Raw genomic sequence first — 14468 nt, 5'->3', positions numbered from 1 at the left:
ACTCGTTGTCAACAGCGCCTTGATGAACTTTAGTTCTATCAAAGGCTTGTTTCCTAGATTCAAATGGCTCTAGTTCCTCTATCTATTAAAAATAGCTAGGTCTGCTGGCCTAGCTTTTGGTTCAAAGTAGAGAAAGGAATATCATGGCAAATCATTTCCGTACGGATCGTGTGGGCATGGAAATCAAGCGTGAAGTCAATGAGATTTTGCAAAAGAAGGTCCGTGATCCGCGTGTCCAAGGTGTGACCATTACAGATGTTCAGATGCTGGGTGACTTGTCTGTTGCCAAGGTTTACTACACCATTTTGAGTAACCTTGCTTCGGATAACCAAAAAGCTCAAATCGGGCTTGAAAAAGCAACTGGTACCATCAAACGTGAACTTGGTCGCAATTTGAAATTGTACAAAATCCCAGATTTAACCTTCGTCAAAGACGAGTCCATCGAATATGGAAACAAGATTGACGAAATGCTACGCAATCTGGATAAGAACTAGAAAAGAGGGGAGAACCCTCTTTTTTTGGTGGAGAAAATAGGTGGAATTTGAGATGGAAAAATATTCTTTTAAAAATGGAATTCTGTATTTATAAAATGTTTACTGATTAGAAAATGCTTTTTTTTTTTAGGAAATATGATATGATAATTTTATAAATAAAAGGAGATTCTATTAATGAATAATGTAAAAAAAGTTTGTCGTTTAGCTTTACTATGTCTTTCCGTTTCTACTCTAGTTGCTTGTAGTTCTCTTTCTGAAAAAACAAGTAGCTCTTCTAGTGAGAATCAAACAGAAGCTTCATCTAGTAGTTCTGAGAAAAAGGGTATCTTTTCTAAAGCCAAAGAGAAATTTAGTTCAAATGATTTTAATCCTCAAGATGTTAGTGATACAACAATTGAATCTATTAAAACCTATGAAGATTATTTAACGATGTTTCAGAAAATCGTTGATAATTATTACACAGAAGCTGACCAAGCCTTTAAAGGTACTGCTTTAGAAGATAGTGCTTCTATCCAAGAATTAAAAGATAGCACGAAAAAAGAAATAGAAGAACAGAAAAAACAATATGGTCCATTAAAGAAAGCACCAATTCAAGGAAAAGAGGAAATTATTCAATTTCTAAAAGATTATCGTGATAATCTACATCAACAAGTAGAACAGTGGAAAGCTAGTCTATAGTAGGAAGAGTGGGGCTAAAGATGGACTATCAATTATTACCTCATGAATATATGATTATGAATAGTGATGATGTTAGTTTTGGGAAAAATGGTCTGTATACGGATGATCTAATTTTAACAAACTTACATCTAATACACATAAAAAAAGGTATATTTGGGGGAAGAAAAGGACAAATCATCATACCTATTAATCAAATAAAAATATTTGAAGGTAAACCACAAGTTTCTGTAACTAAAAATAATGGTTCTAAACGCTTAGAAATTTACTATAATAGTGGTCAAGCTATTTTCTCATTCTCTAATACTAAAGATACTGATAAGTGGGCAACTAATATTATTAAATTGATTTCTGGTGATACGAATGATTTTGAAACATTGGGTGATAGCAGTTTGTTTGGAGCAGATGTTTTAGCAGAAACAATTAAAGATACATTTGATGCTTTCAAAACAGGCCTAGGTTTTAAAGACTCAGAACCAGAAAAATTATCTACCAAGTGTACTTTTTGTGGTGCTCCTTTATCAGGAACGACAAAACAGGTAGTGAAATGTGGCTTTTGTGACATGGAACAGAGTTTGTAGGAGATGAAAGATGGGTATAATTAAAGCAGTAACGGATTCCATTAATGGAACTTTTGCAGACCAGTGGAAAGAAATTATCACAGTTCAAGCCTTTGACGAACACACGGCTGTTTGCCCAGGTATTCTTCAAGAAAGTAATAATGGTAGAGGAGTCAATAACAAAGGGTCCCTAGGTATCATTTCAAATGGCTCAAAAATCTTTGTTCCTGAAAATACAGCTGCTTTTATTTTTAGTCAATCCGGGATAGAAGATATCATCACAGAACCGGGTGGTTATGAATATCAAAATGGTGAGAGTAGTATTTTTAATGGAGATGGTTTTAAAAAATCATTGTTTGATAATGTCGTGAATCGTGTTGGATTCGGTGGACAAAGTGACCAACAAAAACAAATTTGTTTTGTCAATTTGAGAGAAATTCGTGACATTAGGTTTGGTACTCGTGGACCAGTTATGTACAATGATTTGTTTTATGGTGCGGATTTAGAAGTGCGTGCTTTTGGAACTTTTTCTATTAGAATTACGGATGCTACCCAGTTTGTTAAAAATTTTCTACCAGCAAATGTAACCTATTATTCCTTTGATAGTGCTCAGGCTAGAGCTCAAATAGTAACAGAATTTCTTCAATCCTTTACAATGGCTTTAAATGCTTTATCAACAAGCTATCGTATTTCACAATTGCCTTCACAAACTGGAGTTCTTGCAGAACAAGTATTAAGTAATAAACAATATGCTGGTACTTGGAAGGAACGCTTTGGTTTTGAGATTGTTAAAGTTGCTGTTGCAAATATTGAATTTTCGCCTGAATCCAAGGAACTCGTTAAACAATTTTCATCAAATAAGATGAATTTAAAAGCATATGAGGAAATTTCGCAGAAATCATCTAATATTGCAGCACAACAAAAGATTGCATCAGGAATAGAACAACATGGTTTAGGAGATGGTGCAGGAATGATTTTTGGCATGAATATGGTACAAGGTCTAGATGAAAAGGTGACCAAACCAACTCTTTCTCTAGATGAACAAATTGAAGCCCTAACCAAACTTAAATCACTTTTAGATGCAGGTATATTGTCTCAGGAAGAATTTGATATAAAGAAAAAAGAAATTATGGATTTATAATGATAAAAATCAAGTATTGTTATTGATTAGAAGAAGCGGAATTTACCAGATTTAACCTTCGTCAAAGATGAGTCCATCGAATATGGAAACAAGATTGACGCAATGCTACGCAATCTGGATAAGAACTAATACTCTTCGAAAATCAAATTCAAACCATGTCAGCGTCGCCTTGCCGTACTCAAGTACAGCCTGCGGCTAGCTTCCTAGTTTGCTCTTTGATTTTCATTGAGTATAAGAAAGAGGGGTATCCCCTCTTTTTTTGTCAGAGTAGTCTGTTTGCTAATCATCAATATGTTGCCTTTGTAAAAGGCAGTTTAAAAAATTTGTAAATTTCAAATAGTATGATATGATAAACCTTGATATAAATGAAAAACGGAGAGATATATGGCTAAACAAGATATAGCTATGCAAGTACTACAACAAGTGGTGAAACTACCCGTAGTCAAGGTCGATCGAGAAAAGTTTTTAGTAGAAAAGTTTTCAAAGGAATTAGACCGTAAGGATATTCCAACTTTGATTGAACAAGGACCGACGGCTTTATTACCCCAGGAAAGCTTGGATCGCGTGGCCAAGGCCTGTATTAAGGACAATGTCCTGTTAGCCAGTGGAACTTCGGTTTTGGCTGGTCTACCTGGAGGGATTGTCATGGCGATTACTATTCCGACAGACGTAGCCCAGTTTTATGCATTCTCATTAAAACTAGCTCAGGAACTAGGGTATATTTACGGATTTGATGATCTCTGGGCATCGCGCAATGAGTTAAGTGAAGATGCTAAAAACACTCTCGTGCTGTATCTCGGTGTGATGCTGGGAGTAAATGGCGCAGGTGCTCTGCTTCGATCAGGCGGTGTGACAGTAGCCAAGCAAGTCATAAAAGTAGTGAACAAGAAAGCCTTGACAAAGACGCTCTGGTATCCTATTTTAGAAAAAGTTTTGAAGATTTTTGGAGTCAATCTGACAAAAGGAGGCCTAGCCAAAGGGATGGGGAAAGTGATCCCTATCCTAGGTGGAGTCATTTCTGGGGGCTTAACCTTTGCGACCATGAAACCGATGGGAGAAAGATTGCAACGGGAATTGTCCAAGCTAGTCAACTACAATGAAGCGCAATATCAAAGAGACGTTGATATTATCCGAAAAGAGGTCGAAATCATCGAAGGAGAGTAATATGGGACTTATAAAAACTCTAGCTAAAACTTACGGGAATTACTTTTTCGTGATGCAAAGCGTCAAAGTCCTGAAGAACATGAAAAAAGATGACAATGCTCTAGTAGGTTTCGGGAAAGTACTGCTTGCTGACAAGCTGATGGATGTAGCCCAGTGGCTCGCAAAACCAGATGATAAGGAATAACTTGAAATGAAAGAAACTAGCAGGAACTCTTCTGCTAGTTTTTTAATCTCTTTCCATATGGTATAATATAAGCAGTAAAATCATTTTAAAACATACATGGAGGTCGTCATGGATAATATCATCGATGTGTCAATTCCCGTTGCAGAAGTGGTGGACAAGCATCCAGAAGTCTTGGAAATCCTAGTGGAGCTGGGTTTTAAACCACTTGCTAATCCCTTGATGCGCAATACAGTCGGTCGCAAAGTATCGCTCAAACAGGGTTCGAAGCTCGAAGGAACTCCTATGGACAAGATTGTCCGCACGCTAGAAGCGAACGGCTATGAAGTGATTGGATTAGACTAATGGCAGATGAACGGATTCATATCCTACGGGATATTTTGTTAGAATTGCACAATGGCGCCTCTCCCGAGTCGGTTCAGGAGCGTTTTGATGCGACCTTTACAGGTGTTTCAGCTATCGAGATTTCTCTCATGGAGCACGAGTTGATGAACTCAGACTCAGGTGTTACCTTTGAAGATGTCATGGAGCTCTGTGATGTCCATGCCAATCTTTTTAAAAATGCTGTTAAGGGCGTCGAAGTGGAGGATACTGAACACCCTGGCCACCCAGTTCGCGTCTTCAAGGATGAAAATCTGGCTCTCCGTGCAGCTTTGATTCGCATTCGGAGACTGTTGGATACCTATGAGTCTATGGAAGATGAGGAAATGCTGGCAGAGATGCGCAAGGGCTTGGTACGTCAAATGGGGCTGTTGGGGCAATTTGATATCCATTATCAGCGCAAGGAAGAGCTCTTTTTTCCCATCATGGAGCGCTATGGTCACGATTCACCTCCTAAAGTTATGTGGGGGGTGGATGACCAGATTAGGGAACTCTTTCAAACAGCTCTAACGACAGCTAAGGAACTACCAGAAGTGCCGATAAGCAGTGTAAAAGAAGATTTTGAAGCTTTTGCGACAGAGTTTGAAAGTATGATTTTCAAGGAAGAGTCCATCCTCCTCATGATTCTCCTTGAGTCTTTCACCCAGGATGATTGGCTTCAGATTGCGGAGGAGAGCGATGCCTACGGCTATGCCATCATCCGTCCGTCTGAAAAATGGGTGCCAGAACGACAGAGTTTCGTTGAGGAAAAGAGTGCAGAGGAGCCCGTGCAGCTGGACACGGCTGAAGGTCAAGTTCAGCAAGTTATCGATACACCAGAAGGCCAGTTCACCATTACCTTTACCCCTAAGGAAAAGGAAGCAGTGCTGGACCGTCATAGTCAACAGGCTTTTGGCAATGGTTATCTCTCCGTCGAGCAGGCCAATCTCATCCTCAATCACCTCCCTATGGAGATCACTTTTGTCAATAAAGACGATATTTTTCAGTATTACAATGACAATACGCCAGCTGATGAGATGATTTTCAAACGGACGCCGTCCCAAGTCGGGCGCAATGTAGAACTCTGCCATCCGCCCAAATATCTAGAAAAGGTGAAGGCCGTTATGCAAGGTCTTCGTGAAGGGGTCAAGGACAAGTATGAAATGTGGTTCAAGTCAGATTCGCGAGGCAAGTTTGTCCACATTACCTATGCTGCGGTACACGATGAAAACGGGGAATTCCAAGGCGTGTTGGAGTATGTTCAGGATATCCAGCCCTACCGAGAGATTGATACGGACTTCTTCCGTGGATTAGAATAAGGAGAATCAATGAGTTACGAACAGGAATTTATGAAGGAATTTGAAGCTTGGGTCAATACCCAGATCATGATCAACGACATGGCGCACAAGGAAAGTCAAAAGGTCTACGAAGAAGACCAAGACGAACGTGCCAAAGATGCCATGATTCGCTACGAAAGTCGCTTGGATGCCTACCAGTTCTTGCTTGGTAAGTTCGAAAATTTCAAGGCAGGCAAGGGATTCCATGATTTGCCAGAAGGATTGTTTGGTGAGCGAAACTATTAAAATACAGATACTTTCTTGATTTTTTCCCAAAATCTTGATAGAATATCTTTATTAAATCCTTGTCAGAGCAGGGATTTTTTATTGAAAGGATTTTATCATGTCAAAGAAACTCCAACGTAAAAAACAATTGCGAAATAGCCTTCGTCGCTCAGGTGCCTTTTCAAGTACGGTGACCAAAGTTGTCGAAGAGACCAAAAAAGTCGTGAAACACGCAGAAAAATCTGCCAGCGAAGCAGGAAAAGTTGTCTCTAAAAAAGTGGAACAAGCAGTAGAAGCGACCAAGGAACAAGCTCAAAAAGTAGCCAATTCAGTAGAAGATTTCGCAGCTACTTTGGGTGGCCTCTCAGTAGATCGTGCTAAGACTTTCTATGATGAGGGGATCAAGTCGGCTGCTGACTTTAAAAACTGGACTGAAAAAGAACTCCTTGCCTTGAAAGGAATTGGCCCAGCTACCATTAAGAAATTAAAAGAGCACGGAATCAGCTTCAAGTAATCTTTCTTGCCCCTTGCATTTCCGAGAAAAACTTGCTACAATAGAGCCATTAGAGGTGTTTTGGATCCCACATTTTACAGAAAGTGGCGGTGCTGAGAAGTCCACAAATGTGTCAAAACTGGTTGCTGATGGATGAAAAATGAAATAATATTGTCTTTTTATTATAAAGACGAGAGTTGCGGGCTCTGCCCGAAATTGGGTGGTACCGCGGATAAGCACATTCGTCCCTGTCATGTAGATGGCAGGGGCGATTTTTTGTAGAAAGCGAGGTAGAAGGATGACAAGAGCAACATTGCCAGAACGTTTAGAAACCGAACGGCTAGTCTTGCGAGTCCGTACCGTGGCTGATGTTGTGGATATCTTTGACTATGCCAGCAGGCCAGAAGTTTCCTACCCAGCAGGCTTTCCGCCCGTCAAGAGCTTGGAAGATGAGATTTATTATCTGGAGCATATTCTGCCCGAGCGTAATGAAAAGAACGATCTTCCAGCGGGCTATGGAATTGTCGCTAAAGGAACCGATAAGGTCATCGGCTCTGTTGATTTCCCTCGTCGTCACGAGGATGATGTCTTGGAGATTGGCTATATCTTACATCCAGACCATTGGGGTCTAGGTTATGTTCCAGAAGCAGCGCATGCCTTGATTGACCTAGCTTTTAAAGAACTGGGTCTTCATAAGATTGAACTGACTTGCTTTGGGTATAACCTTCAAAGTCAACGAGTCGCAGAGAAACTTGGCTTTACCTTAGAAGCTCGAATCCGAGACCGTAAAGATGCCCAAGGCAACCGCTGTGACGATTTGAGATACGGCTTGCTGAGGAGTGAGTGGGAGGAGATTTGATGCATCTTTTCATCATTGGGGCTCCAGCTTCTGGGAAAATGACGATTGGTCAAGAGTTATCTCGACTGACAAATGCTACCCTCTTTTATAACCATCAAGCCATCGATTTTGCACTAGAAATCTATCAGGACTATACAGAGGAAATGTGGGAATTTGTTCGTGGAATTACCTTTTCTTTCCTTGGAGCAAGTGCTAGGAATCAGCGATCTGTGATTTTAACAGACGTAATTGATTTTTCAAATCAGTACCAGCTGCTGTATTTGAAGCAAATTCAGGATCTGTTGGATGATTATCATCAAGAGATTCTGTTTGTTGAGTTGGAAACGACACTTGAAGAGCGCTTACGTCGAAATCGAACGGAGAATCGATTAAAGCATAAACCCTTAAAACGACATATTGAGGTATCTGAAAGAGAAATTTTGGAGACTGCTGAAACACTTCAATTAAATTCTCAACATCAACCGAATGAGTTGCACCACTACTTTAAAATAAATAATACGAATCTGTCTGCAGAAGAAGTTGCCAAGCAGATTCAAAATAAAATGAATACAATAGAGAAAGGACACACACATGTCTAAAGAACTTTCACCTAAGTACAATCCAGCCGAGGTTGAGGCTGGTCGTTACCAAAAATGGCTTGATTCCGATGTTTTCAAGCCTTCAGGCGATAAAAAGGCTAAGCCATATTCTATCGTCATTCCACCACCAAACGTAACTGGGAAACTTCACCTTGGTCACGCTTGGGATACGACTCTTCAGGATATCATCATCCGTCAAAAACGCATGCAAGGTTTTGATACGCTTTGGCTTCCAGGTATGGACCACGCGGGGATTGCCACTCAGGCTAAGGTTGAGGAGCGCTTGCGCGGTGAGGGTATTAGCCGTTATGATCTCGGTCGTGAAAAATTCCTGGACAAAGTCTGGGAATGGAAAGACGAATATGCCACTACTATCAAGGAACAATGGGGCAAGATGGGGCTCTCTGTAGACTACTCTCGTGAGCGTTTCACTCTTGATGAAGGTTTGTCAAAAGCTGTCCGCAAGGTCTTTGTGGACCTTTACAAGAAAGGCTGGATCTACCGTGGTGAGTTTATCATCAACTGGGACCCAGCTGCTCGCACAGCCTTGTCTGATATCGAGGTGATCCACAAGGATGTCGAAGGTGCCTTCTACCACATGAACTACATGCTAGAAGACGGCTCACGCGCCCTTGAAGTGGCAACAACTCGTCCTGAGACTATGTTTGGGGACGTTGCCGTTGCGGTAAATCCAGAAGACCCACGCTACAAGGACTTGATTGGTAAAAACGTCATCTTTCCAATCGCTAATAAATTGATTCCAATTGTTGGAGACGAACACGCAGATTCTGAGTTTGGTACTGGTGTCGTGAAAATCACACCTGCCCACGATCCAAACGACTTCTTGGTTGGTCAACGTCACAACTTGCCACAAGTTAACGTCATGAATGACGACGGAACCATGAATGACTTGGCCTTTGAATTTGCAGGCATGGACCGTTTTGAAGCTCGTAAGGCAGTCGTGGCTAAGTTGGAAGAAATTGGTGCCCTCGTCAAAATCGAAAAACGTGTCCACAGCGTTGGTCACTCAGAACGTACAGGTGTTGTAGTTGAACCACGCTTGTCTACGCAATGGTTCGTTAAGATGGACCATTTGGCGAAAAATGCCATTGCCAACCAAGATACAGACGACAAGGTAGAATTCTACCCACCTCGTTTCAACGATACCTTCCTTCAATGGATGGAAAATGTCCACGACTGGGTAATCTCTCGTCAGCTCTGGTGGGGTCACCAAATCCCTGCTTGGTACAATGCTGAGGGTGAAATGTACGTCGGTGAAGAAGCTCCAGAAGGCGACGGATGGACTCAGGACGAAGATGTCTTGGATACGTGGTTCAGTTCTGCCCTCTGGCCATTCTCAACCATGGGCTGGCCTGATGTCGACTCAGAAGACTTCAAACGTTACTTCCCAACTTCAACCTTGGTAACAGGTTACGACATCATCTTCTTCTGGGTGTCTCGTATGATCTTCCAATCCTTGGAATTCACTGGTCGTCAGCCATTCCAAAATGTCCTTATCCACGGTCTCATTCGTGACGAGCAAGGACGCAAGATGTCTAAATCTCTCGGTAACGGGATTGACCCGATGGATGTCATTGAGAAATACGGTGCCGATGCCCTTCGTTGGTTCCTTTCAAACGGTTCTGCCCCTGGTCAAGACGTGCGCTTCTCTTACGAGAAAATGGATGCTTCTTGGAACTTCATTAACAAGATCTGGAACATCTCTCGCTACATCCTCATGAACAATGAAGGTTTGACACTTGAGCAAGCAACGGCTAATGTCGAAAAAGTTGCCAACAAGGAAGCTGGAAATGTCACAGACCGCTGGATCCTCCACAACCTCAATGAAACGATCGGCAAAGTCACTGAAAACTTTGATAAGTTTGAGTTTGGTGTTGCTGGACACATCCTCTACAACTTCATCTGGGACGAGTTTGCGGACTGGTATGTTGAGTTGACTAAGGAAGTCCTTTATAGCGATAACGAAGAAGAGAAAGTTATCACACGTTCTGTTCTCCTTTATACCTTAGACAAGATCCTTCGTCTCCTCCACCCAATCATGCCATTCGTGACAGAGGAAATCTTTGGACAAATCTCAGAAGGCTCTATCGTCACAGCGGAATACCCAACTGTTAACCCAGCCTTTGAAGACCTTGAGGCTCACACTGGTGTAGAAAGCCTCAAAGACTTGATTCGTGCTGTTCGTAATGCGCGTGCTGAAGTAAATGTAGCTCCAAGCAAGCCTATCACTATCCTTGTTAAGACAAGCGATAGCGAATTGGAAGCCTTCTTTAACAGCAATGTCAACTACATCAAACGCTTCACAAATCCAGAGCACTTGGAAATCGCATCAACCATCCCTGCTCCTGAACTCGCCATGTCAAGCGTCATCACAGGAGCAGAAATCTACTTGCCACTGGCAGACCTCCTCAATGTCGAAGAAGAACTGGCTCGTCTCGACAAGGAACTGGCTAAATGGCAAAAAGAACTGGACATGGTCGGTAAGAAGCTCTCTAACGAACGCTTCGTAGCCAATGCCAAACCAGAAGTCGTCCAAAAAGAACGCGACAAACAAGCCGACTACCAAGCTAAGTACGATGCGACAGTCGCACGTATTGATGAGATGAAGAAGTTGGTGAAATAAACAATTATATAAATTTAATAAAACACAGTGTAAAAACTGTGTTTTTATGGTATAATCAATATTATAAATATTTATTGAAAGTTGAGACTTTTTTATGACACAAAATAAACTTGTCAGAAGAAATTTTGATATATCGTTTAATGAACTTTATGATATGTATAATGATGGAGAATTAGTTATTAAGCCAGAATTCCAAAGATTATTTAGATGGTCATTAACACAGCAATCTCTCTTTATTGAGTCCCTTCTTTTAGATATGCCCATACCTCCTATTTATGTAGATGAGCAAGAAGATGGGAGGTATGTTCTAGTAGATGGACTACAAAGAATTTCATCTTATCTAAATTTCAGAGGCATAACGTTAGATTCTCCTGAATTAACAGCTATTGATTCAGATGATGATGACTGCGAGATAGACTTTGAACGAGTTGAACCAGGTTTTCAATTATCAGGTTGTGAAATTATTGATGATTTGAATGGTAAAGAATTTGACGAGTTAAGCATAGAGGAAAAACGGCAATTAAAACGTACGTTTATTCGAGTAGAAGTCTTAACAAAAGAAAATCCAAAAGAAATTAAATACCATATGTTTAAGAGATTAAATTCTGGTGGAGCATTGCTATCTAAACAAGAATTAAGAAACAGTAATATACGCATGATTGACGAGAAGTTCATAAACTTTATTAATGAACTGGCTAACTCTGAAGATTTTGTTGAATTGACATATTACATGACAGAATCTGATAAGCAGCAAATGAAGAGAGCTGAAATCGTTTTAAGATTTTTCTTGTTTAAAAATAAATTTATTAATGATAATCCAGATGTAAGAATGGGGTTTTTAGATGATGAACTTACGGCTTATTTAGAGGAAGTTTCATCGCAAAAGGTTCCTTTTGAATATGAAACTGAGAAGGAAAACTTTTTAAGTCTAATTTCGTATCTTAAGAATCAGTTTGGTAGTGAGATTTTCAGTGGTATTAGCAAACACAATACTATTTCCAAAAGATTTGTCCAGTATAACTATGACGGTTTTATGCAATATTTCTCAAAAGAAAGTAATAGAGATTCCTCAATTACTCTTGATAAGATTAATGAGATAAAAAATAGTGATGAGTATAAGCAATACCGAACTGGAGGTCTGGAAAATTCTAGAAAACGCGTTGAGGTAATAGCAGGGAAATTAAATGGATGATATTAGGGAGTCTCTTGACCAAATTTTAGATGTTTCAATTAATAGTATTAAAAATGAAAAGAATTTTTTAAATTTAGTATTATCCGACTCTCCTGAGGGTAAAATTCTAAAAGAACTACCAATTTTTAAGGATAATGGAGCATTATATAAATTGATATTTTCAGTCTATGCTACATTTGAATATACAATTAAGGAATGCTGTTATAATGTCTTGTTAACAATTGATCATAAAAATATAGAATCATTGACAGATGAGATACAAATGCTAACCTTTCGACAGAAGCTTGATGAATTACGCAAAAAAATTACTGAAAAAAGGGAAGATAACACAGTTATTAAACCACTTACGGACTTGCATATCAAAATTAAAAAACAAAGCAAATTCAACAGCAATGAAAATATGATCGATACAAAGTCAAATCTGAATTACAACAATTTTACCGAAATTCTTGAAATATTTCATTTTGATAAAACAAAATATAAATCCTATTCAATTCTTATTGATTCAATAATAACTTATCGAAATATGATTGCTCATGGAAATAGGAAGGATCTAACTGCGATAAACATTAGAGAAAAGATCCCAGGAAATTATAAAATTATTACTCTTAAGAAAGAAAATAATCGACTTTACTTTGAAGATTTGTGTAGTGATATGATTAATCTTCTTGAACTATTTTGTCAGGATCTTACAGATTATGTAAACGAACAAAAGTATTTTCGTCAAAATAATTGAATATTATTTTAAATAATTTAAAAAAGAACGATCTTCTAAAAGTTAAACTGAAAATATTATCTTTATAGAATAACACAGAAACACGGTGATAAACCGTGTTTTTTGATATAATGAATATAAAAATAAAAGATTTTAAATTTAGGAAGAATTAAAGAATGAAGAAAATAAACCGTTTAACTGTAATAGACTTTTTTTGTGGAGCGGGTGGTTTTTCAGAAGGTTTTCGAAGAGCAGGTTACGATGTAATAATGGGAATCGATAACTGGCAACCTGCAATTACCACACATAATTTTAATCACGGACTAAATGATAATGTAAAAAGTGTACTTGATTTTGAGAATATAGAAGAAATAAATAAGCTGCCTGATACAGATATCATCATTGGTAGCCCACCATGTCAGTTGTTTTCTCTTTCTAATCAGGGTGGAAATGCTAATAAAGATTCAGGTATTAATTTAATTAAAACTTTTTATAAAGTAATTGCCGTAAAGAAATTTCAAAAGAATTCTAAGTTAAAAGCATGGTTAATGGAGAATGTCCCAAATTCACAAAACTATGTCCAAGAAGAATACACATTTGAAGACTTAGATTTAGCAGAATGGGCTCTATCTCAAAGTTTAAATCCCAAATCTATTGCAATAAGATCCAAGTATAATGGTGGTATATTACATGCAGATGACTATGGTGCTGCTCAATCAAGAAGACGTTTTGTTAGTGGAGAAATAACAAAAACAGGAAACTTCCCTTTCCCTAATAAATTGAAACAAGAAAGAATAACTCTAAATAAATTATTTAAAAAATTTCCAGACCCCTTAGCTCACTCATCTTGCGATTTTATAGTAGATCCCAATTATCCAATGGAAAAAGTAAGTATTAAAGATTTTAAAGACCATTTTTATGATACAGGTGTCTATCAAGTGCAATGGCAAAAAGCTCGGGATTTAAAGCAAAGACATCCTTATATGGGTAAGATGTCATTCCCAGAAAACATGAACAAGCCAAGTCGGACAATTATGGCTACACAGTCAGCTAGTACTAGAGAAGCTATTCTATATAAATCAAATTGTAATAGAAAAGGTGATGGTGAGTATCGATTGCCAACTATCAGAGAAGCAGCTTGTATTATGGGGTATCCGTTAGACTATCAATTCTTCGGTGATGAGTCTACAAAGTGGAGACAAATAGGAAATGCTGTTTGCGTTCAATTATCTTTTGCTTTAGCTGTTAAAATTTTAGAACTAATAAACTCACCACTATTACCTGCTAAGATTATTGATAAAGATTTAAGTCAATTTAAATATTTGGATAATAAAAAGATTAAAGTTTTTAATAATCCTCCCAAACGAAGTGAAAAAGCATTGTTTAGACAATTTCCTATTAAGTCAGGAAATATGACTGTTGACTTAACTAATAAAGTTAATGGAAAAGTTGGGAATTGGGGTGTTATTGCGCATGCTGGTACTGGTAAAGGATTCAAAAGTATAATTATCTCCCGTTCTAATCAAATGGAAGCTAAAAAACTTCTTCGTAAATTAAAACCGGATTTAATAGAGGAATTGAAAGATAACGAAATTCTTAGGAAATACTCGATAAAACAATTAAATTTAGAAAATAAGAAGTATGGTTTCTTTCTGGATGATGTTTCACATCCATATTATATCATCGATTATATTGGTAAATTAATATGCAGCCATACAGATAACGGCGACATTGAGGTTGATGTTTCTGGAACAGAGTTCACCCAACTTAAGGATAAGATTCCATTGAGCCAATTAATGTCAATTTACCTAGTCCCTATTATAATTTATGGAAAATAAATAAAAGGAGAT

At 38.6% G+C, this 14468-nt stretch carries 16 protein-coding genes and 1 pseudogene; all 17 read left to right on the top strand.

Translation table 11 applies throughout. The features are described 5' to 3' along the window. Positions 1-143: 143 nt before the first annotated feature. The 17 genes and pseudogenes from rbfA to M1F65_RS09430 all read left to right on the top strand — a co-directional run bounded on the left by rbfA (position 144) and on the right by M1F65_RS09430 (position 14456). Entirely contained in the window at positions 144-494 is a 351-nt protein-coding gene (gene rbfA / locus M1F65_RS09510; RefSeq protein WP_001273601.1) for a 30S ribosome-binding factor RbfA, read from the top strand. A 174-nt stretch (positions 495-668) separates the two neighbouring features. After that, positions 669-1172, top strand: coding sequence for a hypothetical protein (locus M1F65_RS09505; protein ID WP_101800381.1), 504 nt, complete (start codon positions 669-671; stop codon positions 1170-1172). A gap of 20 nt (positions 1173-1192) precedes the next feature. Beyond that, complete coding sequence (locus M1F65_RS09500; protein WP_101800382.1) at positions 1193-1750, top strand: hypothetical protein; 558 nt, start codon at positions 1193-1195, stop codon at positions 1748-1750. 10 nt (positions 1751-1760) lie between these two features. Next, entirely contained in the window at positions 1761-2870 is a 1110-nt protein-coding gene (locus tag M1F65_RS09495; RefSeq protein ID WP_070657206.1) for an SPFH domain-containing protein, read from the top strand. A gap of 30 nt (positions 2871-2900) precedes the next feature. Next, a pseudogene (locus tag M1F65_RS09490) lies at positions 2901-2999 on the top strand (30S ribosome-binding factor RbfA); the annotation flags it as partial. A gap of 255 nt (positions 3000-3254) precedes the next feature. Beyond that, positions 3255-4034: a hypothetical protein gene (locus M1F65_RS09485; protein ID WP_001118426.1), complete on the top strand. Its 780-nt coding sequence runs from the start codon at positions 3255-3257 to the stop codon at positions 4032-4034. Position 4035: 1 nt separating this feature from the next. Then, a complete protein-coding gene (locus tag M1F65_RS09480; protein ID WP_049537884.1) occupies positions 4036-4218 on the top strand; it encodes a hypothetical protein in 183 nt (60 codons plus the stop codon). Between the two features lie 108 nt (positions 4219-4326). After that, positions 4327-4560, top strand: coding sequence for a DUF1858 domain-containing protein (locus M1F65_RS09475; RefSeq protein WP_000368739.1), 234 nt, complete (start codon positions 4327-4329; stop codon positions 4558-4560). Beyond that, positions 4560-5894 (top strand): DUF438 domain-containing protein, encoded by a 1335-nt coding sequence (locus M1F65_RS09470; protein ID WP_247925891.1) that lies wholly within the window; start codon positions 4560-4562, stop codon positions 5892-5894. Before M1F65_RS09475 ends, M1F65_RS09470 begins: the two co-directional genes overlap by 1 nt. Before the next feature lie 9 nt (positions 5895-5903). Beyond that, the gene (locus tag M1F65_RS09465; protein ID WP_000119707.1) at positions 5904-6158 is read left to right on the top strand and encodes a DUF1912 family protein; all 255 of its coding nucleotides are present in this window, start codon (positions 5904-5906) and stop codon (positions 6156-6158) included. 97 nt (positions 6159-6255) lie between these two features. Next, positions 6256-6651, top strand: coding sequence for a helix-hairpin-helix domain-containing protein (locus M1F65_RS09460; RefSeq protein ID WP_000038699.1), 396 nt, complete (start codon positions 6256-6258; stop codon positions 6649-6651). Positions 6652-6928: 277 nt separating this feature from the next. Next, entirely contained in the window at positions 6929-7489 is a 561-nt protein-coding gene (locus M1F65_RS09455) for a GNAT family N-acetyltransferase (protein WP_076984772.1), read from the top strand. Next, the gene (locus M1F65_RS09450; protein ID WP_076984771.1) at positions 7489-8067 is read left to right on the top strand and encodes an AAA family ATPase; all 579 of its coding nucleotides are present in this window, start codon (positions 7489-7491) and stop codon (positions 8065-8067) included. Before M1F65_RS09455 ends, M1F65_RS09450 begins: the two co-directional genes overlap by 1 nt. Continuing rightward, complete coding sequence (locus tag M1F65_RS09445) at positions 8060-10711, top strand: valine--tRNA ligase (RefSeq protein WP_247925890.1); 2652 nt, start codon at positions 8060-8062, stop codon at positions 10709-10711. The genes M1F65_RS09450 and M1F65_RS09445 overlap by 8 nt, the downstream gene beginning before the upstream one ends. Positions 10712-10805: 94 nt before the next feature. After that, entirely contained in the window at positions 10806-11903 is a 1098-nt protein-coding gene (locus M1F65_RS09440; RefSeq protein WP_247925888.1) for a GmrSD restriction endonuclease domain-containing protein, read from the top strand. Continuing rightward, entirely contained in the window at positions 11896-12639 is a 744-nt protein-coding gene (locus M1F65_RS09435; RefSeq protein WP_247925885.1) for an MAE_28990/MAE_18760 family HEPN-like nuclease, read from the top strand. Before M1F65_RS09440 ends, M1F65_RS09435 begins: the two co-directional genes overlap by 8 nt. Positions 12640-12794: 155 nt before the next feature. Beyond that, positions 12795-14456: a DNA cytosine methyltransferase gene (locus tag M1F65_RS09430; RefSeq protein WP_247925883.1), complete on the top strand. Its 1662-nt coding sequence runs from the start codon at positions 12795-12797 to the stop codon at positions 14454-14456. The last annotated feature ends 12 nt before the right edge of the window (positions 14457-14468 follow it).

It is taken from the genome of Streptococcus oralis (assembly GCF_023109195.1).
In the GTDB taxonomy this organism is placed as follows: Bacteria; Bacillota; Bacilli; order Lactobacillales; family Streptococcaceae; genus Streptococcus; species Streptococcus oralis_BV.
Note: the sequence above shows the minus strand (reverse complement) of the source record. Positions and strands in the feature narration are given on the sequence as shown.

Bases quoted from the DNA above. Each gene is read 5' to 3' on its own strand.
- M1F65_RS09495 (WP_070657206.1), top strand. From the start codon at position 1,761: ATGGGTATAATTAAAGCAGTAACGGATTCCATTAATGGAACTTTTGCA.
- M1F65_RS09460 (WP_000038699.1), top strand. From the start codon at position 6,256: ATGTCAAAGAAACTCCAACGTAAAAAACAATTGCGAAATAGCCTTCGT.
- M1F65_RS09485 (WP_001118426.1), top strand. From the start codon at position 3,255: ATGGCTAAACAAGATATAGCTATGCAAGTACTACAACAAGTGGTGAAA.
- M1F65_RS09445 (WP_247925890.1), top strand. From the start codon at position 8,060: ATGTCTAAAGAACTTTCACCTAAGTACAATCCAGCCGAGGTTGAGGCT.
- M1F65_RS09450 (WP_076984771.1), top strand. From the start codon at position 7,489: ATGCATCTTTTCATCATTGGGGCTCCAGCTTCTGGGAAAATGACGATT.
- M1F65_RS09475 (WP_000368739.1), top strand. From the start codon at position 4,327: ATGGATAATATCATCGATGTGTCAATTCCCGTTGCAGAAGTGGTGGAC.
- M1F65_RS09440 (WP_247925888.1), top strand. From the start codon at position 10,806: ATGACACAAAATAAACTTGTCAGAAGAAATTTTGATATATCGTTTAAT.
- M1F65_RS09465 (WP_000119707.1), top strand. From the start codon at position 5,904: ATGAGTTACGAACAGGAATTTATGAAGGAATTTGAAGCTTGGGTCAAT.
- M1F65_RS09430 (WP_247925883.1), top strand. From the start codon at position 12,795: ATGAAGAAAATAAACCGTTTAACTGTAATAGACTTTTTTTGTGGAGCG.
- M1F65_RS09500 (WP_101800382.1), top strand. From the start codon at position 1,193: ATGGACTATCAATTATTACCTCATGAATATATGATTATGAATAGTGAT.
- M1F65_RS09470 (WP_247925891.1), top strand. From the start codon at position 4,560: ATGGCAGATGAACGGATTCATATCCTACGGGATATTTTGTTAGAATTG.
- M1F65_RS09455 (WP_076984772.1), top strand. From the start codon at position 6,929: ATGACAAGAGCAACATTGCCAGAACGTTTAGAAACCGAACGGCTAGTC.
- M1F65_RS09480 (WP_049537884.1), top strand. From the start codon at position 4,036: ATGGGACTTATAAAAACTCTAGCTAAAACTTACGGGAATTACTTTTTC.
- rbfA (WP_001273601.1), top strand. From the start codon at position 144: ATGGCAAATCATTTCCGTACGGATCGTGTGGGCATGGAAATCAAGCGT.
- M1F65_RS09505 (WP_101800381.1), top strand. From the start codon at position 669: ATGAATAATGTAAAAAAAGTTTGTCGTTTAGCTTTACTATGTCTTTCC.
- M1F65_RS09435 (WP_247925885.1), top strand. From the start codon at position 11,896: ATGGATGATATTAGGGAGTCTCTTGACCAAATTTTAGATGTTTCAATT.